Source organism: Streptococcus mobilis (assembly GCF_059727625.1).
This window is the reverse complement of sequence record NZ_AP041823.1, coordinates 556,603-577,970: the sequence shown is the minus strand read 5'-3', so window position 1 is coordinate 577,970 and position 21,368 is coordinate 556,603. Positions and strand designations below refer to the sequence as shown.

Here is a 21,368-nt window from a genome sequence, read left to right as displayed (position 1 = left end):
TAATGATCTTTCCTATTCTAACACAATTTTATGGATAGTAAAAACCAACCTCTCGGCTGGTTTTTTTCTCTATTACTCTTCTTTCAACTTCGCCAATTCTTGGGCAAGTAACTTGAGGGCTACTTGTGGGTTGGCTTGGCCTTTGGTTGCTTTCATGAGGAAGCCGGTAAAGGCCTTGTCCGCATTCCGCTTCCCTGACTTGAAGTCAGCTACGGCTGCTTCATTGTCTGCGAAGACTTGGTGGATGATAGGGATCAAGACTTCTGGATCTGAAATCTGTACCAATCCGGCTTTTTCGACGTATTCACGCGCACCGCCACCGTTTTTTGCCAAGTGAACGAAGACTTTCTTGGCAATCTTAGAAGAGATGGTTCCATCCTCGATGATGGCAATCATTTCGACCAAGTTTTCTGGTGTCAATTGGATTTCTTCCAGCGTTTTACCTTCTGCGTTCAAGAATTGAGCCACTTCACCTTGGAGCCAGTTAGACACTTGTTTAGCGTCTCCGCCAAGGGCTACGGCTGCTTCAAAGAAGTCAGATGTGACCTTAGTAGCTGTCAATTGGTTGGCATCATAGTCAGACAAGCCAAGCTCTGCCACATAGCGAGCACGGCGGTCTTTTGGAAACTCAGGCAATGATGTGCGCATTTCCTCGATCCACTCATCTGAGATTTCAAACAAGGGAAGGTCTGGTTCTGGGAAGTAACGGTAATCCGCTGCTCCTTCTTTGACACGCATAAGAATCGTGCTCTTGTTAGCTTCATCATAACGACGTGTTTCTTGGCGAATGACACCACCTGAACGCAAGATTTTCGCTTGACGCTCAACTTCGTATTCAAGACCTTTACGGACGTTTGAGAAAGAGTTCAAGTTTTTCAACTCAGTCTTGGTACCAAATTCCTCTTGACCGTATGGGCGAAGGGAAATGTTGGCATCGACCCGCATCGATCCTTCTTCCATCTTGACATCTGAAATACCTGTGTATTGGATGACTTCTTTCAGAGCTGTCAAATAAGCGTAGGCTTCTTCTGGAGAACGCATATCTGCTTCAGAAACGATTTCGATCAAGGGCACCCCTTGACGGTTAAGGTCTACATAAGAGAAGCCATCTGTTCCGTGGGTGTTCTTACCGGCATCTTCTTCCAAGTGGGCCCGTTCAATCCCGATTTTCTTAGTTGAGCCGTCTTCCAATTGCACTTCAATCCAACCGTTGTAACCGATTGGCTCGTCAAATTGCGAAATTTGGTAGGCCTTTGGATTATCAGGGTAGAAATAGTTCTTCCGGTCAAAGTGCATGTGCTGATGGATATCCATATTCAGCGCCAAAGCAGCCTTGATACCAGCATCCACAACACCCTTGTTCAAGACAGGAAGCACCCCTGGGAAAGACCAGTCAATCACATTGGTATTGGCATTTTGCTCGTTCCCAAAGTGGGCAGAGGTTGGTGAGAAAATTTTTGAGTTTGTATTCAATTCAACGTGGACTTCAAGTCCGATGACTGTTTCAAAGTTCATTAATTGTCACCTCCGAAAATTAGGGGTTGTTGCTTGTGGTAATCCGTCGTTGCTTCAAAGGCAGCTGCAGCTTGGTAGATGGTTTCTTCAGAATACTTAGGACCGATCAACTGCAAACCAACTGGAAGACCTTGCGCAAAACCTGCAGGAATCGAAATCCCTGGAAGACCTGCCAAGTTGACTGGAATAGTCAAGAGGTCCGCCAAGTACATGGCAACCGGGTCATGGTTGAGCGAATCCAAATCAAAGGCTACACTTGGAGCTGTTGGACCAAGGATAAGGTCGTAATCCGCAAAGACTTTTTCGAAGTCTTGGATAATAAGGGTACGGACTTGACCAGCTTTCTTGTAGTAAGCATCGTAGTAACCAGATGACAAACTAAAGGTACCAAGCATGATCCGGCGTTTGACCTCATCACCAAAGCCTTGACTACGAGTGTTCACGTAGATATCATCCAAGTTTTTAGCATCTTCCGCACGGAAACCATAGCGAATCCCATCGAAACGTTGCAAGTTTGAAGAAGCTTCAGATGAAGCGATGATGTAGTAAACGGCAACCCCATATTTAGAGTGTGGAAGGCTAACTTCTTCGACAGTTGCTCCCAATTTTTCAAAGTGTTTGGCCGCATTAAGGATGGTTTCTTTGACTTCTGGGTCAATCCCTTCACCAAGGTATTCCTTAGGAAGGGCAATCTTCATACCTTTGATGTCTTGACCAATCTTAGAAGTAAAATCGGCTACGCGCACTGGCGCTGAAGTTGAATCTTTAACATCTTCACTGGCAATAACATTGAGCAAGAGGGCATTTTCCTTGACCGTTGGTGCAAACGGTCCGATTTGGTCAAGTGAGCTACCAAAAGCAATGAGACCAAAACGGGAAACCGTTCCATAAGTTGGTTTGAGACCAACAATCCCATTAAAAGCAGCCGGTTGACGGATGGAACCACCTGTATCTGAACCAAGGGACAAACGGACTTGCCCTGAAGCGACAGAAGCTGCTGAACCACTAGAAGATCCACCAGGCACCTTGCTGTGGTCCCAAGCATTCTTGGTTGGTCCATAGTAAGAAGTTTCACCAGACCCCCCCATGGCAAATTCATCCATGTTGGTCTTCCCGATGACAATCATATCTTTGGCCTTGGCATTGGCAACAGCTGTCGCATCAAAGATTGGCTCGTAGTTGTAGAGCATTTTTGATGCCGCAGTAGTCAAGATGCCATCTGTTGAGATATTGTCTTTGACAGCGAGTGGAATCCCTGACAAGAGGTTATCTGCATCGATTCCTTTTTCATCAATAGCTTTTGCTTGCGCAAGGGCCGCTTCTTCGGCCACCGTTACAAAGGCATTAACCGCTTCTTCACGTGCCTTGATATCGTCAAGCGTTGCTTGTGTCAATTCCGTTGCCGAAATTTCCTTAGAAACAAGGAGGTCGTGCAACTCTTCAATGGTTTTATGGTTGAATGACATTAGGCATCTCCTCCATCTTCTAGGATAGCTGGTACCTTGATGTAGTAATTGTCTTTTTCAGGTACATTTTTAAACAAGCGGTCACGGTCCGTCCCTTTCTCAGCAACATCCGGACGCAATACTGTCTTGCGGTCAGCCAGGGTCGTTGTTGGGGCAACACCGGTTGTGTCCACTTCTTCCAACAATTCCACCATGTCGACAATTTTCGATAAGGTTGTCGCAAACTCAGCTGTCTCTTCTGGAGAGAATTTCAATTTTGAAAGATTGGCAACGTGGGTTACCTCTTCTTGCGTAATTTTCATCTTGCTTCCTTTCGTGAAATGATGATTTCCAATACCTTCTATTTTATCATAATTTTAGCTTTTCATGTTGCATTAAAATAAGAAAAAGAGATGAGACTAATTGAGAACTACACTCAACTAATTTCATACTCTTTATTTATTTTCACTTAAAGTTTTATCTACCAAGCTTGCCCCTAAGACATGCTTGAAATGATTCAAGGCAAATTGATGATTTTCAGGAGTAAGCGATGCCACTGCAGGTTCCACGACTTCAATCTGATAGCCGAGGTTGTAGGCATCAACCGCTGTATGGAGGACACAGATATCAGTCAAGACACCTGTCAAAATAACGGTATCTACATGACGTTCTCGAAGGCGGATATCTAGGTCCGTTCCTGAAAAAGCAGAATAATGACGTTTGTCCATCCAAAAGACGCGTGGATCCGCTTTGTGCTCCCGATAAAAATCTGCCAAAGGGCCGTACAAATCACGTCCGCTGGTCCCAATGATATTATGAGGTGGGAAGAGCTTGCTTTCAGGATGAAAAGGATCCTCTACATCATGCGCATCAATGGCAAAAAAGATATAGGCTCCTTGGTCAAAGGCCAATTGGGTCACCTGAGCAATGGTCTCGGAAATGGCTTGTGCAGGAGCACCTGCCGTAAGCTTACCATCATCTGCTACGAAATCGACAGTGTAGTCAATTGAAATCAAGGCTTTGGTCATTAGTAATCTCTTTTCTTAATTTCTTCAAAGATATCTGGAATCAACACTTTGAGATAGGTTCCCTTCATTCCAAGAGAACGGCTTTCAATAATGCCAGCTGACTCCAATTTCCGAAGTGCATTGACAATCACAGAGCGGGTAATCCCAATACGATCCGCGATGATAGAAGCGGTCAACTGCCCCTCGTTTCCTTTCAATTCACTAAGGATAGCAGATACGGCCCGCAATTCAGAGTAAGATAAGGTATTGACGGCCATATTCACTGCTGTCCGGCGACGAATATTCTTCTCATCTTCCTCGCGTTGGTAGTTCAACATTTGAATTCCTACCACGGTACTAGCAATCTCAACCAAGATCAAATCATCGTCGTCAAACTCTTTATCATTCCGCCAAATGATCAAAGACCCCAAACGAATCCCAGAAACATGAATGGGCGCAATGGTGGTCAAGCCATCAGGAAATTCAGACTTGGTCTCTACTGGAAAGACTGTCAAATCATGCTCGATGGGAAGGTTTGCTTCTGTATCATAAACTAAGCTTGCTGCCTTGGCATAATCTTCTGGTAATTTTTTATTTTGAAAGAAAGCTTCTACTCGGTCATTGTTAGTCTTGTAACGCATGAAATAACCAAGAAGGGTTCCCTTGCTATTAATAATACAAGCATTACAATTGATAATATCCGCCAATTGTTGGGCAATATCATTGTAAGGCATCTCGACTTGCAACTGCTCATCAGTCCGTTTCAAGATGGATGTAATTTTACGTGTCTTTTCTAATAAGTTTGCCATAATAAACCTCGCATATAGTCAGCTAAAGTATATCATATAAGTGTGGGAATTTCAATCAAATTATCTGAAAATTATTTATTTTTCCTACAATTATGCGCAATTCAGAAAAATGTCGATTCGATGGCATGGAATTTATAGAATGAATCAAAAAAAAAGATTGAAGACCTTCATCTTCAATCCTTCATGATAATTAGCGTTTGTATTGTTTCAAGAAACGAGTCATTTTTTCTTGAATTTGAGCCAATTCATCCACACGTGGGAGGTAAACGATCCGGAAGTGATCTGGGTCCTTCCAATTAAAGCCACGGCCATGAACCAAGAGAATTTTTTCTTGCTTCAAGAACTCTAAAACAAATTGCTCGTCATCATCTACGCGGTACATGTCCCGATCAATCTTAGGGAAGATATAGAGACCAGCTTTGGGCTTAACAGCTGAGAGGCCTGGAATATCATTGATAGCTTTGTAAATAAAGTTGCGTTGTTCGTAGATTCGACCACCTGGAAGCAAGAGTTCATCCACGGATTGATAGCCTCCAAGAGAGGTTTGCACAACTTGTTGAGCCAAGACATTTGAACAAAGACGCATATTGGACAACATATTCAAGCCTTCGATATAGCCCTTCACATGATGCTTGGGACCAGATAGAACCATCCAACCAACACGGAAACCGGCAATCCGGTGAGATTTTGACAAGCCATTCATACTCACACAGAAGAGATCCGGCGCTAAACTTGCAATAGCCGTGTGTTTTTCACCATCCATGACCAAGCGATCGTAAATTTCATCCGCAAAGATGATCAAATTATTTTGGCGAGCGATCTCTACAATCTCAAGCAGGATCTCATCTGGATAGAGGGCACCTGTTGGGTTATTCGGGTTGATGACAACGATAGCCTTGGTGTTTGAGGTGATTTTCGACTTGATATCTTCAATATCTGGATACCAGTTTGCTTCTTCATCACAAAGATAGTGAACAGCATTCCCACCAGCTAGGCTGACGGCTGCTGTCCAAAGAGGATAGTCCGGCATGGGAACCAAGACCTCATCCCCATTGTCCAAAAGTCCTTGCATGGACATGACGATCAGCTCACTCACTCCATTCCCGAGGTAAATATCATCAATATCCACATTTGGAATTTTTTTCAACTGGCAGTACTGCATGATGGCCTTGCGGGCTGAAAAAATCCCTTTTGAATCTGAATAACCTTCACTATCACGCGCATTCATGATCAAATCATGGATAACTTCATCTGGAGCTGTAAAGCCAAATTCAGCAGGATTCCCTGTATTCAAACGTAGAATTTTTTCTCCATTTGCTCGCATGCGCATCGCTTCTTCCAAGACTGGACCACGAATATCGTAAGCGACATGTTCGAGTTTGCTTGATTTATTATATTCCTTCATATTCTGCCTCGATTCACGAAATTATCTCTATTATACCACTAGTTCAAATAGAGTACAAACCGAGGACTTTAAAAATTCAGCAAAAATATACTAGAAAAAGCGAGACTTTACCTTTACATTCTAGCCTAAAAGGGATAAAATATAAGTGTATAAGGAATAGGATTCCCTTCTATTCTATCCATATTTTCAAGCTATAAGGAGGTAGGATTATGTCTCAAAAATACGAAAACATTATGGTCGCTGTCGACGGTTCTCATGAAGCAGAATTAGCCTTTGAAAAAGGGGTTAACGTTTCTCTTCGCAACGGCTCTAAATTGACTATTGCCCACGTCATCGATACCCGTGCCCTTCAAAGCGTCTCAACTTTTGATGCTGAGGTCTATGAAGAATTGCAAGACGAAGCCAATGAATTGCTCAAGGGCTACAAGGAACGTGCTGAAAAAGTCGGGGTTCAAAATGTTGCGACTGTTGTAGAAATGGGAAATCCAAAGGTCCTCTTAGCTAATGATATCCCAAGTAAAGAAGGGGTTGACCTCATTATGGTCGGGGCTACCGGACTTAATGCCTTCGAACGGTTAATGGTCGGATCCTCCTCAGAATATATCCTTCGCCACGCCAAAGTAGACTTACTAGTGGTACGTGATAAGGATAAAACCATGTAAGAAAGAAAAAGTTTGGAACAAAGGTTCCAAACTTTTTTAGTTGTCTTTTTTTGCTTCTTTTTGTTTTGCATGTTTTTCGTAGGCCTTGAGCTGGCGATCGAGTTCTTTTTTGATGGCTGGTTCTGGGGCGTATTTTTCTTCCCAATCATCTGGCTTCAGAATTTTGTGGGTTACTGGATCAAAGTGCGCCTTTCCATCTGGGAAAATCTTGCCCATATTGGCCCGGTGAACAATCTCAAAGACCTCTTCAGGATCGACCCCCATTAGTACAAAGCTACCATAAGTCAGATAGAGGGTATCAATTAAGGCATCAACCTGCCCTACCATGGAGATCTCAGCTGGATGCTTGCCACGAACTTTATCTGCAGCCTTATCCAAGGCTTCGTGAAGAGCGGCTACCGAGCGGTCAAATTCTTCCTCACTTGTGCTAGCTGCTCGGACAAATTCTACCAACTCCTCTTGCTTGAACATGGTTCGATAAAGGGCGTCTTGAGGCTGCCAGACAACAGGTTTCTCCTGGGTTTCTCCATCCATCACACCATGGAAGGTTTTGACCTTATTGAAGTGATCATCCTTAGAAAGAAAGAGTTCTTTCTCTGAGAGAATACCAAAGTGTTGCAGGGCCTTTTGGATGCCATCCTTGCCATTACTGGTCGTTGTATGCTTGGCAATCGCCTTGACACTGGTCGTCCCATTTCCCATCGCAATGGACAAACCAACACCTGACAGCATCTCTAAGTCATTATCCGAATCTCCAAAAGCCATCACTTCATCGATGTCAAAGCCGAATTCCTGACCAACGATGCGGATCCCTTCTAACTTGGAAATTCCTGGGTTGAGGACATCTGCTGCAAAAGGACTAGACCGTGTGAATTTCAGATCCGGAAACTCTTTTTCAATTTTTGCAGTCTCTTCTGGACTCGATAAAATCAACACTTGGTAGATTGGTTCTTGCGCTAGTGCATAGAGGGTGTCCTGATCTTGTGGGACGACCTTGCTGACCACTTTGTTAAATCCTCGACTGACGGTACGGGCCATTTTGCGGGGAACAAACCGACTAGACCAGGTTGAAATAGGACTCATCCCAAAACTCATGATTCGAGAACCAAATACCCCATCCTTGGTACCGAGAGCAATTTCCTTGCGGTGTTCTCGAGCATAGTCAATTAGTTGGTGCAGACTCTTTTTATCGATTGGGCTGGTAAACAGTACGCGGTCCTTGGTCAAAATATACTGACCATTATAGGTCACTGCAAAATCAAAACCATAGCGTTCCATAAACGGTTTGACAAAGGCCGGTCCCCGACCTGTCGCAAGACCTACATAGATCCCTTCTTCCTTTAAAGACTGAATGGCTTTTTCTGTTGATTTGAGGACCGCTCGACTATCATTCACCAAGGTTCCATCGATATCAAAAAAGACTGCTTTTATTTCCATGTCTACTGTTTCTTTCTTTTTATGATAAAATAAATTATATCACATATTTCAAGGAGCTTCACATGTTTAAGAAAATTTTAGCACTACATACCGGAGGGACCATTTCGATGGCGGCAGATGACTCTGGGGCAGTGATTACCAATGAAGTCAATCCCATGACCCAAGTTACTTCACCAATTGAAGGAATTGCAGTCACCTCAGAGGACTTCTTCAACCTTCCCAGCCCTCAAATGACTCCTCGTCACATGTTAGCTCTATATCAAAAAATCAAAGAGGAAGCTCACAACTACGACGGCATCGTTATTACCCACGGAACAGATACGCTGGAAGAAACAGCTTATTTCTTGGATACCATGGAGTTACCAGAGATCGCTGTGGTCATTACAGGAGCTATGCGAAGCTCCAATGAGCTAGGAAGCGATGGCGTCTATAATTTTCTGACAGCCCTTCGAGTGGCTGCCGATCCAAAAGCACGTGATAAAGGGGTCTTAGTCGTCATGAACGATGAAATTCATGCGGCTAAGTACGTCACCAAAACCCACACCACCAATGTCAGCACCTTTCAGACACCAACCCACGGCCCACTAGGTTTGGTCATGAAAAAGGAAATCCTCTTCTTTAAAACAGCCGAGCCAAGGGTGCGCTTTGATCTCGATACCATCGATGGGTTCGTTCCGATCATCACTACCTATGCAGGGATGAAAACCGATCTGCTGGACATGCTGGATCTTTCAATGCTTGATGGCCTCATTATCGAAGCCTTTGGAGCAGGAAACATCCCTAAAGAAACGGCACATAAACTCCAAGAGTTTATAGATGCAGGCCTTCCAATCGCTTTAGTATCCCGTTGCTTCAACGGAATCGCTGAACCCGTCTACGCATATGAAGGAGGAGGCGTCCAACTCCATCAAGCAGGTGTCTTTTTCATCAAAGAATTAAATGCCCCCAAAGCGCGCATCAAACTCCTCATTGCCCTTAATGCAGGCCTGAAAGGACAAGAACTCAAAGACTATATCGAAGGGTAAACTAAGATACAAAGCCCGTAAAATGCCAAGTGAAAATAGGAAATTGTCGCCGAGAGCGAAGCTCACAAGAGAATTTATCTTTTTCACACAGCATTTAGGGCGTGTTCAATTAATAAGATACAAAGGGCGTAGCGGATACAGCCAAAATAGGGAATTCGACGCAGAATCATTAGATTCTAGGAGGATTCATCTTTTTGACAAAATCCGCAGCCCGTGTTCAGTTAATAAGATACAAAGCCCGTAAAATGCCAAGTGAAAATAGGGAGTAGGACAGAAGCGATACTTTGGCGGACGCTTCGTCGTCCTACCCCCACAAGGCTGATTAAGATTCTTCCGAGCTCATAAAGCGAGAGAAGAGTCCAATCAGCTACTGTGTCTTGGATTTAATACTAGTATAGTTTGCGTTTTTTCACACAGCATTTAGGGCGTGTTCAATTCGTGTAACGGCAAGCACTATGGTGCCTTGCCTACACGACTCACTAACTCCTCAGGCGGATGGTATCGATCCACCTTCGTCCTGTCGCAGTTCAACAAGATACAAAGCCCGTAAAATGCCATCTTAAAGGGAGTAGAGTGGAATCCAAAGAATTTCCACTCTACTCCCTTTTTATGCTCTAATCTAAATGTTCTTTCTTTTCTAAATGAAGTGAGAGCAAATGCCAATCGGGGTGTTCGCGCCAATCTGGCGTGGCTACGATCTGGCTGGCAACTTTCCTTGCTTCTTCCAGAATGGGATAATCTTCTACCAAATCCGCCACTTGAAATTCTGGGATCCCAGATTGGCGGGTTCCAAAGATTTCACCTGAACCCCGCATTTTCAAATCTTCTTCCGCCAGCACAAAGCCATTGGTCGTCTCTGTCATGATTTTCATGCGCTGCTTGCCACTATCTGTCTTAGGATTGGCTACTAGAATAGCATAGGATTGCTTGTTTCCCCGCCCAACCCGACCTCGAAGCTGGTGAAGTTGGCTAAGACCAAACCGATCTGCATCCATAATGACCATAACGGTCGCATTGGGCACATTGACTCCTACTTCAATAACGGTCGTAGACACCAAAACATCGACTTGGTGCTCTTTAAAGGCCTGCATGATGGCATCTTTTTCTTCACTTTTCATCTTCCCGTGAAGAAGAGAAACGCGTGCTCGCTGTCCAAAGAAGGTCTCTAGCTCTTCTTGGAGGGCAAGGGCATTTTTCAAATCTAGCGCCTCTGACTCCTCAATCAATGGAGAAATAAAGTAGGCTTGAGAACCTTTGCCAAGTTCTTTGACTAACCAGTCGAGGACCACTTCTAACTGCTCATGCTTGACCCAACGTGTGATGATTTCCTTGCGTCCAGCTGGCATCTGATCAATGATGGACACATCCATATCTCCAAAGGCTGTAATAGCCAAGGTCCGGGGAATAGGGGTAGCCGTCATCATCAGAACGTCTGGATTTTGTCCTTTTTCTCGAAGAATACGACGTTGGGAAACCCCAAAACGGTGCTGCTCATCAATAATGACCAAGCCTAGATCTTGGTAGTGAACTCCCTCTTGAATCAAGGCATGTGTCCCCACAATCAGTTGAGCTGTTCCTGATGCGATCTCTTCTAAGACTTCTCGTTTCTCAGCCGCCTTTAATCCTCCTGTTAGAAGAGCAATTGGCAAATCTGGAAAAAGATTTTGCAAGCTTTCCTTGTGTTGCTCTGCCAAAATCTCCGTTGGAACCATCAAGGCTGCTTGCTTCCCAGCGCTTAAGGCTGCATACATGGCAAGACCGGCCACGACTGTCTTCCCGCTTCCTACATCCCCTTGAAGCAAGCGGTTCATATGATAAGGAGAAGCCATATCTGTCAAGATTTCATTCAAGCTGTTTTCTTGAGCTTGCGTTAGCTCAAAAGGAAGCTGCTTTTTTCGTTCTGCTAATTTTTCTGGATCCCAGGCCAAGGAAATCCCTTGGCTGGCATCGTGGTTTTCTTCTTTTAGCACTTGGAGTTGAAGCTGGAAAAAGAGGAGCTCTTCAAATTTTACCCGGCGAAGAGCTTGCTTGTACTCTACTAGATCCTTAGGAAAATGCATAGCTTGCACTGCTTGGGAACGAGACATGAGTTGATAACGATCTCGTAAGATTTGGGGTACATTCTCTTCTAAAAGCTGGTCCAAGCCCTGGTCGAATGCTATTTTGATCAATTTCACCAGGCTGTTTTGGCTGACTCCTTGCGTCACTCGATAGACCGGCTGCAAATCATCTTCCACTTGAGCCAGGAGCTTCATTCCTGTCAAACTGCCTTTGGTCTTGTCCCATTTCCCAAAAATCGCCACTGTCTGCTGAACCTCAATTTTGTCTGCTAGATAGGGTTGGTTGAAAAAATTAACCGCAATGACCTGGTCTCCCTGTTTGATCGAAAAACGCAAGCGATTTCGTTTGTAGCCATAATATTGGACATTGGCTGGTGTTGCTACCACTCCAGAGATGACGGCTTTTTCCCCATTTTCCAACTCTAAAACATTGCGCGTTTTGAAGTCTTCATAACGAAAGGGGAAATACAAGAGTAGATCTTCTAAGGTTTCAATCCCTAACTTTTTAAATTTTTCCGCCGATTTTGGACCGACTCCAGGCAGTACGGATAAGGGTTGGTGTAGATTCATTTCTCCTCCTTTCTTTTATAAAAAAGCAGGTCCATCCGGGAAAATCCCACCTGCTTCTTCTTATTCTTCACCTGTATAGTCACGAGGAATCCGATCACTCAAGAGACAGACCACTTCATAATTAATGGTACCACGGTAATCTGCAACCTCTGTTGCAGTGATTTCTTTCTCGCCCTCTCGTCCAATCAGGGTAACCTTGGTCCCCAGAGGAAATTCTTCAGGAAGGCGAACCGTTACCTGGTCCATCGAAACTCGACCAACAATGGGACAAAACTCACCCTTGATCAGTACATGGAAATTTTGCATCTCTCGGATCCAGCCATCCGCATAGCCAATAGGAATCGTCCCGATCCATTGGGGTTCTTCTGTCGTATAGGTTGCCCCATAGCCAATATCTTGACCAGCTTCTAACTGTTTCACATGAACTAATTCGCTCACCAAACTCAAAGCTGGCTTGATTTCATAAGGCAAGGCTAGCACAGAACCACTCGGATTCAAACCATACATGACATCTCCCAAGCGCACAGCTGTGAAAATCGTATCCGCATGCCACAAAGAGGTGGCAGAATTACTCGCATGGACAATGGGAGGAAGGGTTTCAAGGGCAGCCAATACTTCTTTGAAAAACTGGTATTGCGCTTGGAATTTTCGATCATCTGCCTCATCTGCTGTCGCAAAATGAGTAAAGATTCCTTCAATTTCAGCTCCAGCTGCTAAGAGAAGGCGTTCAGCTTCTTTGATCTCTTCGATTCTACGAAATCCAATCCGCCCCATTCCAGAATCCACCTTGATATGGACCTTCAATCCTGAAAGATCTGCTTCTTGTCCAAGCAATTGGTCCAACCAAGCAAGACTCGCCACTGTTAAGCGGATGTCATGCACTTTGGCTAGATTCACTGTTTCACTTGGCACAACTCCCAAAATTAAAATAGGGTGTTGCAAGCCTTCTTCACGAATTTCAAGGGCTTCATCCATATTGGAAACACAAAAACCATCTACCTGAGGTGCCAATTTTTTGGTCACCGCAACAACCCCATGACCATAGGCGTTGGCCTTGACGACTGCATATTTCAAGGCTTGACTCGGAATATGCTCACTAACTTGTTGCACATTAAAGGCAATGGCATCCAAATCGACTCTTGCAACAGTTGGTCTATGTTTACTTGCTTTCATTTTCTTCCTCCAAAATGACACTGGTCGACACTAGGTCTCCCTTGTGACTGATCGAAATCCATACCTTCCCAGAAAAAGGAGACTTGGAAAAATAGGGAGCTCCGTGGGCATCATTTAAAATTTCTAAATCTTGAAAACCAACTGGTCCAATCCCTGTTCCCATTGCCTTTGAAAAGGCTTCTTTGGCGGACCATCGGCCCGTTAAATATTCCATCTTCCGTTTTCCAGACAATTCCTCAAAACGCTCTCGCTCAGCCTCGGTTAAGACTTTTTCAGCGAATCGAGTATTCTTCTGATAGGCTTTTTCAATCGCAGCGATCGATTCGATATCGATGCCATGTCCTTTGATCATCTTGTTTTATCCTTATTTATCGTTTCAGTATCGTTTTACTGACAAAAGAGAAGGGGCTAAAGAATCACTCCTTCCGCCCCTGCCTTTTACTTATTCATCGTTGCAATTTCTTTGACCAAGGCCTGTGTTTTTTCCCAACCCAGGCAAGGATCTGTGATGGATTGACCATAAACCACTGGTTCATTTTGACGGCCATCTTCTAGATAGGATTCAATCATGAAACCACGAACTAAAGTTGCCAAATCCTTGTTCCAAGCACGGTTCATCATGGTTTCTCTCACGATGCGTACTTGCTCTTCGAATTGTTTGCCAGAATTGTCATGGTTGGTATCCACCAGGATGAAGGGATGTTGCAAGCCCATTTCGCTATAGCGTTTTGCTGCCGCTAGCAAATCTTCATAATGGTAGTTTGGAACATTCTTACCACTCGCATCCAATCCTCCACGAAGGATCGCATGAGCTAAAGGATTTCCTGATGTTTCCACTGCTTGGGCATTGAACAAAAAGTTTTGGGGATGTTGGGCTGCATAAATCGCATTGAACATAACAGACAGATTTCCAGAGGTTGGATTCTTCATGCCTGTCGGAGCAGAGATCCCACTAGATACAAAGCGGTGCTCCTGGTCTTCAACTGAACGCGCTCCAATGGCATGATAAGAAATCAAATCCTCAACATACGGAAGACTTGCTGGATAAAGCAACTCATCCGCAGTTGTCAAACCAGTTTCTGTAATCACACGGTAGTGGAGATGTCGGACCGCTTTCAAACCGTCCACAAAGCTTGGTGCTGCATGTGTATCTGGTTGGTGCATCAAGCCTTTATAGCCATCCCCGTTGGTCCGAGGCTTAGCCGTATAGACCCGCATCACAATGAAAATCTGATCTTTGACTTTCTCTTGCAAGTCTGCCAAACGACGAGCATACTCCATCACAGCTTCTTCATTATCAGAAGAGCAAGGTCCAATCACAAGAAGAATTCGTTTGTCTTCCCCTTTGATAATCGCTGCCAATTCACGGTCACGCGCTTCTTTGCGCTCCAAGGCTGAACCTTCCAAGCGGTAAAGCGAAGTAATCTCTTGCTCATCAATCTTATTGCTCTTCGTAACGAATACCATACGGCCTCCTTATGCTAGCTAGACCCATCCTCTTTCTATTCAGAGGAGCTCTTAAAATTTACGTCCGTGACAGTTTTTGAATTTCTTACCTGAACCACAAGGGCACAAATCGTTGCGTTTCACTTGTGACAAGTCAATATCTGCTGGAATATCTTGTTGTTGCGCTGCAATGTTGCGAGTCGCAGTTGTTGAAATACTGTGTTCCGTACGTGGACGTTCTTGTTCGTGAATTTGGGCTTTCATCATGAGACGAGTCACATCAAATTCAATCGATCCAATCATATCGTTAAACATACGGAAACTTTCTGATTGGTATTCTACCACTGGGTTATTTTGCGCATACCCACGGAGTCCAACCGCATTTCGCAATTGATCCAAAGCATCGATATGGTCCGTCCACTTGCTGTCCACCACACGAAGGATCAAGACTTTTTGGAATTCTTGCACAGACTCTTCGTCACGCAATTTCGCTACTTGGCTAGCATAGATTTCTTCTGCACGTGCATACAAGTAATCGATAACTTCCTTGTCAGATTTTCCTTCAATATCGCTTGCAGAAATGGTATCTTCCGGAACCAAATTGTATTTGGCAAAGTTCAGAATCGCTTCAACGCGTTCTTCCTTACTTGAGTGGCTGGCTCCTTCAACAATCCGTTTGATGGTCCGTTTGATCATGGCCTTGATTTCAGGTGCCAAGTCACGGTTAGCTGTGATGACATCATAGCGTTCAGCGTAGATAATTTCCCGTTGTTCCCGCATCACGTCATCGTATTGAAGGACTTGTTTACGGGTGTCGTAGTTGTTTCCTTCAACCCGTTTTTGAGCACCCTCTACCTGACGGGTGAACATGTTTGAACGGATCACCGATTCTTCTTCGCTCAACTTGAAACGATCAAGCACTGCTTTGATCCGTTCAGAACCGAAACGACGCATCAATTCATCTTCAAGAGACAAGTAGAATTGAGATTCACCTGGATCCCCTTGACGTCCTGAACGTCCACGAAGCTGGTTATCAATCCGACGGCTTTCGTGACGTTCTGTCCCGATGACACACAGTCCACCGAGTTCGCGAACACCTTCACCAAGCTTGATATCGGTACCACGCCCGGCCATGTTGGTCGCGATGGTAACAGCACCACGTTGACCAGCGTTCATGATGATTTGCGCTTCTTTGTAGTGGTTTTTCGCATTCAAAACTTCGTGAGGCACACCTGCTTGAACCAACAATTGAGAAAGGTAATCACTGGTTTCAACGGCAACGGTACCGACTAGGACTGGTTGACCTTTTTCATGACGAGACTTGACATCTTCCACAACTGCCTTGAATTTTGATTTCAAGCTTGGGTAGAGAAGGTCTGGATGGTCAATACGGGCAATCGGACGGTTGGTTGGAATTGGAATCACGCGAATGTTATAAATTTCACGGAATTCTTCTTCTTCAGTTTTCCCTGTCCCTGTCATCCCTGACAACTTCTTGTACATACGGAAGAGGTTTTGGTAAGTAATCGACGCAGATGTTTTGGTTTCTTCTTGAACTGGAACACCTTCTTTGGCTTCAATCGCTTGGTGAAGTCCATCAGAATAGCGACGTCCTTCCATGGTCCGACCAGTAAATTGGTCGACGATCAAGATTTCTTGATCTTCGCTGACCACATAGTCGATATCCAAAATCATGATGTAGTTGGCACGAAGGGCATTGTCGATAAAGTGAGTCAAAGCTACGTTCTCAATATCGTACAAGTTTTCAAGATTAAAGTAGCTTTCTGCCTTATCGATTCCTGAATCAGACAAACCGATGGTTTTAGATGGGACATCGATAATGTAATCGTCCTCTGTCAAGGTCTTCACATAAGCATCCGCCATGTGATAGAGCTGGCTCGTATCAGAAGCTGTCTGACCAGAAACGATCAACGGAGTACGGGCTTCGTCAATCAAGATGGAGTCTACCTCATCGACCAAGGCATAGTTCAATGGACGTTGAACCATGTTTTCTGCACGCACAACCATGTTGTCACGCAAGTAGTCAAAACCAATCTCTGAGTTGGTTGAGTAAGTGATATCACAGAGGTAAGCTTCTTTTTTCTCAGCTGGAGATTTTGCTGCAAGGTTGATCCCTACTGAAAGGCCAAGCCATGAGTATAGTTCTCCCATCTCTGTTGCATCCCGCTCAGTCAAGTATTCATTGACGGTGACAACGTGCACCCCTTTGCCAGACAAGGCATTCAAGTATACCGGCATGGTTGCTGTCAGGGTTTTTCCTTCCCCTGTACGCATCTCTGGTACGTCACCATGGTGAAGGACGATTCCCCCCATGACCTGAACCTTGTATGGGAACAAACCAAGAACCCGTTTTGCAGCTTCACGAACAACTGCAAAAGCCTCGTACAAGAGATCATCCAAAGACTCACCATCTTGGTAGCGTTGCTTAAACTCAACTGTTTTCGCTTTTAATTCGTCATCCGTCAAAGCTGCCATTTGGTCTTCATAAGAAAAGACCTTATCAGCCATTTTTTCAAGGCGTTTGATTTCGCCTCGATCATTTTCAATAATTGTTTTTACTAAATTTGCCATTTTTTTCCTTACTTTGAATTTTTCAAAATCTAAAATGTTCTTTTTATTCTAGCATTTTTTTAACATTTTTTCAAGATCAAGGCTGTATCTTACAAGACTTTCGAGTGGTTTTTTTCGTGTGAGAAAATCCAAAAAGATGCCTGCTCAAGCAGACATCTTTTCTATATACGGTGTTTATTCAGACAAATGGTAAGAATAGCTTGCCACAACCACTTCTTCATGCCAACGAAGTGCATACTTCAATTTCAAACTCATTTGGTTGTGGAGAATATTTTGCCAATGTTTTTTAGGGATAAATTGAGGGACTAAGACTGTAACGGTGTTGCCTTTTTCCTTGGCCTCCTCAGCTACTTTTGAGACAAATTCAACTGTTGGCTGGATAATATCCCGGTAACTCGTCATGACATTTTCAAAGCGAATATGAGGGAAATAACGCTTAAATTCTTCTGCTACCTCAGCGTCTTTAACCTTGGTTTCTTCCGTTGAGACGTGCATAGCTATAACATCGTTTCCTAGGCTATTTGCATAACTCATAGCTCCCACACTTACCTGAGTAACATTCCCAACAAGGACAATCACGGTATTGCCCGCATAACTTGTCTTTTCGATCTGACCTCCCAAGCGCAATTGGGCCGCAACTTTATCATAGTGATTACGGATACTCAAGAACATCCAAAGCAAGAGACCAATAATAGGGAAGAAGGGCCAGATCTCACCCAAACGGAATAATAAGAGGATCAAGACAATCCCATAACAGATGGCTGCCCCCAGGATATTGGCAAGCGAATACTTAAGAAATCCTTTTTGATATTGGCGTTTCCAGTGAATCACCATCCCTGTTTGAGAAAGGGCAAAAGGAATGAAGACCCCAATGGTATAAAGCGGAATCAAGCTTTCTGTTTGTCCATCAAAGATCAAGAGCAAGACGATGGCACCAATCGCCAAGGTCAAAATCCCATTAGAATAGCCCAGACGATCCCCTTTTTCCATATACATGTGCGGCATGTATTTATTTTTAGCCATGTTAAAGGCCAACATTGGAAAGGCAGAGAAGCCTGTATTAGCCGCAACTGCCAAGATCAAGGCTGTTGATAATTGAAAGACGTAAAAGAAGGCTTGACCGACTGGGGAATTCCCTAAGATAGCTTGGGCCATTTGGGCTAGAGTTGTTATCCCTTTAGCTGGAACGACACCCACCCAGTAATTGAGGAAGGTAATCCCCGCAAACATGATCCCCAAAATCAAAGCCATAATGGTCAAGGTAGAGGCTGCATTCTTTGCTTTTGGTTTCTTGAAGAAAGGAACCGAATTGGAGATGGCTTCAACCCCTGTTAGGGAAGCGGATCCACTCGTAAAGGCCCGCAATAAGAGAATGATACTAACCCCTGAAATGGTTTGACCCACATGAGCAGTTGCGTTATAGGCCAAATGGCCCGTCAAGATTTGGATCACACCATAGCCGATCAAGGCAATGGTACTGACAATGAAAAGATAGACCGGAATCATCAACGATGTCGCTGATTCGCGCAATCCCCTCAGGTTCATCAGCATCAAGATCAAGACCAATAAAATGGAAATGTGAAGATTATAAGGATGAAGAGATGGAATCGCTGACGTAATGGCATCTGCACCGGAAGACACAGATACTGCTACTGTCAGCATGTAGTCGACCAAGAGACTACCACCAGCAATCAACCCCGCTTTGGGAGACAAGTTCTCCGTAGTCACCATGTAGGCCCCTCCCCCTTGAGGGTAGGCATGAATGACCTGACGATAAGAAATCGTTAAACTGGCTAGGAGAACCAGGACCACAATCCCAATCGGAATAGACCACCAAATGGCTCCCGCTGAAACGGTCATCAAGACCAGGATAACTTGCTCTGGACCGTAGGCGATAGAAGAAAGCGCGTCACTAGAGAGCATGGCCAAGGCCTGCATTTTCCCAAGCAATCCGCCTTCACCTTCTGCACCAGATTTCAACGGACGGCCAATAAACCATTTTTTCAATGTTGAAAACATAAAAAACTCCTTGAAAAAAGATCATGAGGCCGGGAATTCCCTGCCTCTTTTCATAAAACAGGGGTTATTCTACTCCTTTTTTTCAAGACTGTCAACCGAAATTATGAAATTTTCATAAAGTTTTCATTGTGGTCATTCATTCAAGCACTCTTAGATCGGTCCGCTTCTTTTCAAATTGATCCAGCAAAAAACGAGGCTGGGACAAAAATCCTAGCCTCTCAATTATTTTTGGATTGTCGAGCAAGACACAGTGGTTGAGTGGGCTCTACTACGCTGATTTCATCAGCTTTTACAGCCCTACTCAACTGTGCGGAGGTGGGACGACGAAATCGAATTCTAACGAATTACCGATTTCTGTCCCACTCTCACTTTTTTATTTTGCTTGATTTTCGACATAAAAGGCAATAACATCCGAAGTGTACTGGGCTGTGCCAGCTCCAAACTTGTCGATGTTTTCCTTGAATTCTGGATTATAGACATAGCCTTTGCCGATATGGCCAAAAACCTCTATAGAGCAGTCAAATCCATACGTTCGAATCGCGTCTAAAAGTTTAGCGGCTTGATCTTGGTTTTCATTTGCTGATACGGGTAGTCCATCTTTGAGATTTTGAGCCAAAGCTTGAAAAACTTGGTTGAAGACTTCCGTAGCCTCATCTTCACGCCCCTTTTGGCGCTCGAGAGCCTGGTCCATGACTTCTTGACCATATTTCTCTACTGCTTCTTGGTGGTATTTTTGATTGTCTTGATAGCTAAATCCAGTGAATTTTTCCTCAATGGTCATTTTTCTTTCTCCTTTTTGTTCTTGAATGGTTTTTTGCAAGGTGGCAATCAAGGTATCCAGATGTTGCCTTTCTCGAATTAGATAGTCCAACTGCCTGGTCAAATGGGGCAACAAATCTGTCTGTTCTTCCTTTAACAGCTCTGCTATTTTTTCTAAAGAAAAGCCTAGATATTTATAATACAGAATGACCTGAAGTCGTTCCAAATCCTCTTGACTATAGATTCGATAGCCGTTTTCCGACTTTAACGGAACCAAGAGCCCTATCTTATCGTAGTGATGCAGGGTCTTGACAGAGACACCTGACAGCTCTGCAGCTTCTTTGATATGGTACATGATTTCCTCCTTACAAGGAAAGTATAATCCCTCCTCTTAGGTCAGAGTCAAGGCTTAACATAAAAAAAGTTTTCAGATAAAAAGGCTTGAGTTATTCCACAGCTTTTAACTCAAACCCTTTCTTTTTATGGATGACTTACGATCAATTCTAAACCTTGCCCTTCCAAAGTCCAAGATTCAACATCGCTCGGTAAGATAAAGTGGCTTCCTTTTTGAATAGGATAATCCTTTCCATCTACAGTCAATTTCCCTTCTCCGGCTAAGACGCTCAATAAGCTGTAATCAGCGGTCTTTTCAAAATCAGCTTTTCCAGTCAGTTCCCACTTATAAACAGTGAAGAAATCACTGGCAACCAAGGTGGTCATACGAAGATCATCGATCACAACTGTATCTGGATGGCTATTGGCAGGCTCTCCAATGTTCAAGACATCAATTGATTTTTCAAGATGAAGCTCCCGCAAGTTTCCTTGAGCATCCTTGCGGTCAAAATCATAAACCCGGTAGGTGGTATCACTCGACTGTTGGGTTTCAAGGATCAAGATTCCAGATCCAATCGCGTGCATGGTCCCGCTTGGCACATAGAAGAAATCTCCAGCCTTGACAGGAACCTTTCTCAGTAAGGCATCCCAGTTCTTGTCCTCAATTTGCTGACGGAGTTCTTCTTTTGACTTGGCATTGTGTCCATAGATAATCTCGGACCCTTCATCGGCCGCAATCACATACCAACACTCGGTTTTTCCAAGTTCTCCTTCATGCTCCATCGCATAGGTATCATCTGGGTGCACCTGTACACTAAGACAATCGTTGGCATCCAAAATCTTTGTTAATAAAGGAAAGACAGGCTCTTTACGATTACCGAATAATTCCCGGTGTTCTTGATAGAGCTGGTCCAATCCCATTCCTTCGTATGGACCATTGGCTACTTTAGAAACTCCATGTGGATGGGCTGAAATCGCCCAAAATTCCCCGACATGGTCGCTCGGAATTTCGTAACCAAATTCTTCTTTCAGACGAGTTCCTCCCCAAATTTTTTCCTGCATGACTGAATGTAAAAATAATGGTTGTCCCATAATATCCTCCTCGCATTTC

Annotated in this window: 17 protein-coding genes; 2 read left to right on the top strand and 15 right to left on the bottom strand. The window is 44.1% G+C overall.

What is annotated here, in order from left to right; translation table 11 throughout:
* Positions 1-72 precede the first annotated feature (72 nt).
* From gatB to AC6IZR_RS02685, 6 genes are all read right to left on the bottom strand, one after another.
* On the bottom strand, positions 73-1,515 hold the full coding sequence (gatB, locus tag AC6IZR_RS02710) for an Asp-tRNA(Asn)/Glu-tRNA(Gln) amidotransferase subunit GatB (RefSeq protein WP_485781176.1): 1,443 nt from the start codon (positions 1,513-1,515) through the stop codon (positions 73-75).
* On the bottom strand, positions 1,515-2,981 hold the full coding sequence (gene gatA / locus AC6IZR_RS02705; RefSeq protein WP_497848744.1) for an Asp-tRNA(Asn)/Glu-tRNA(Gln) amidotransferase subunit GatA: 1,467 nt from the start codon (positions 2,979-2,981) through the stop codon (positions 1,515-1,517). Before gatA ends, gatB begins: the two co-directional genes overlap by 1 nt.
* Positions 2,981-3,283, bottom strand: a complete 303-nt coding sequence (gene gatC / locus AC6IZR_RS02700) for an Asp-tRNA(Asn)/Glu-tRNA(Gln) amidotransferase subunit GatC (RefSeq protein ID WP_497848743.1) — start codon at positions 3,281-3,283, stop codon at positions 2,981-2,983. Before gatC ends, gatA begins: the two co-directional genes overlap by 1 nt.
* Positions 3,284-3,415: 132 nt before the next feature.
* Positions 3,416-3,988: a cysteine hydrolase family protein gene (locus tag AC6IZR_RS02695; RefSeq protein WP_003018298.1), complete on the bottom strand. Its 573-nt coding sequence runs from the start codon at positions 3,986-3,988 to the stop codon at positions 3,416-3,418.
* Complete coding sequence (gene codY, locus AC6IZR_RS02690) at positions 3,988-4,776, bottom strand: GTP-sensing pleiotropic transcriptional regulator CodY (protein WP_003018323.1); 789 nt, start codon at positions 4,774-4,776, stop codon at positions 3,988-3,990. The genes AC6IZR_RS02695 and codY overlap by 1 nt, the downstream gene beginning before the upstream one ends.
* A gap of 190 nt (positions 4,777-4,966) precedes the next feature.
* Positions 4,967-6,181, bottom strand: a complete 1,215-nt coding sequence (locus AC6IZR_RS02685) for a pyridoxal phosphate-dependent aminotransferase (protein WP_049473129.1) — start codon at positions 6,179-6,181, stop codon at positions 4,967-4,969.
* A gap of 209 nt (positions 6,182-6,390) precedes the next feature.
* Between AC6IZR_RS02685 and AC6IZR_RS02680 the strand changes: the two genes are divergently transcribed.
* The gene (locus tag AC6IZR_RS02680; RefSeq protein ID WP_214260318.1) at positions 6,391-6,843 is read left to right on the top strand and encodes a universal stress protein; all 453 of its coding nucleotides are present in this window, start codon (positions 6,391-6,393) and stop codon (positions 6,841-6,843) included.
* A 36-nt stretch (positions 6,844-6,879) separates the two neighbouring features.
* Here AC6IZR_RS02680 and AC6IZR_RS02675 read toward each other — a convergent pair whose 3' ends face one another.
* The gene (locus AC6IZR_RS02675) at positions 6,880-8,280 is read right to left on the bottom strand and encodes a Cof-type HAD-IIB family hydrolase (protein WP_045759800.1); all 1,401 of its coding nucleotides are present in this window, start codon (positions 8,278-8,280) and stop codon (positions 6,880-6,882) included.
* A 62-nt stretch (positions 8,281-8,342) separates the two neighbouring features.
* Here AC6IZR_RS02675 and AC6IZR_RS02670 point away from each other — a divergent pair, with 62 nt between their 5' ends.
* A complete protein-coding gene (locus tag AC6IZR_RS02670; protein WP_497848742.1) occupies positions 8,343-9,305 on the top strand; it encodes an asparaginase in 963 nt (320 codons plus the stop codon).
* Positions 9,306-9,919: 614 nt separating this feature from the next.
* Here the strand turns inward: AC6IZR_RS02670 and recG are convergent.
* From recG to manA, 8 genes are all read right to left on the bottom strand, one after another.
* Positions 9,920-11,935: an ATP-dependent DNA helicase RecG gene (gene recG / locus AC6IZR_RS02665; protein ID WP_497848741.1), complete on the bottom strand. Its 2,016-nt coding sequence runs from the start codon at positions 11,933-11,935 to the stop codon at positions 9,920-9,922.
* Between the two features lie 60 nt (positions 11,936-11,995).
* Positions 11,996-13,108: an alanine racemase gene (gene alr / locus AC6IZR_RS02660; protein WP_497848740.1), complete on the bottom strand. Its 1,113-nt coding sequence runs from the start codon at positions 13,106-13,108 to the stop codon at positions 11,996-11,998.
* Positions 13,095-13,460: a holo-ACP synthase gene (gene acpS / locus AC6IZR_RS02655; protein WP_003005615.1), complete on the bottom strand. Its 366-nt coding sequence runs from the start codon at positions 13,458-13,460 to the stop codon at positions 13,095-13,097. The genes alr and acpS overlap by 14 nt, the downstream gene beginning before the upstream one ends.
* Before the next feature lie 86 nt (positions 13,461-13,546).
* Positions 13,547-14,575: a 3-deoxy-7-phosphoheptulonate synthase gene (locus AC6IZR_RS02650; protein WP_497848739.1), complete on the bottom strand. Its 1,029-nt coding sequence runs from the start codon at positions 14,573-14,575 to the stop codon at positions 13,547-13,549.
* Positions 14,576-14,626: 51 nt separating this feature from the next.
* Positions 14,627-17,146, bottom strand: coding sequence for a preprotein translocase subunit SecA (secA, locus tag AC6IZR_RS02645; protein ID WP_414345927.1), 2,520 nt, complete (start codon positions 17,144-17,146; stop codon positions 14,627-14,629).
* Positions 17,147-17,320: 174 nt separating this feature from the next.
* Positions 17,321-19,165 carry an APC family permease gene (locus tag AC6IZR_RS02640; RefSeq protein ID WP_497848738.1) on the bottom strand — a complete coding sequence of 615 codons (1,845 nt, stop codon included), beginning with the start codon at positions 19,163-19,165 and terminating at the stop codon, positions 17,321-17,323.
* A gap of 373 nt (positions 19,166-19,538) precedes the next feature.
* The gene (locus tag AC6IZR_RS02635; RefSeq protein WP_347089955.1) at positions 19,539-20,279 is read right to left on the bottom strand and encodes a MerR family transcriptional regulator; all 741 of its coding nucleotides are present in this window, start codon (positions 20,277-20,279) and stop codon (positions 19,539-19,541) included.
* A gap of 125 nt (positions 20,280-20,404) precedes the next feature.
* A complete protein-coding gene (gene manA / locus AC6IZR_RS02630) occupies positions 20,405-21,349 on the bottom strand; it encodes a mannose-6-phosphate isomerase, class I (RefSeq protein ID WP_497848737.1) in 945 nt (314 codons plus the stop codon).
* Between the last annotated feature and the right edge of the window lie 19 nt (positions 21,350-21,368).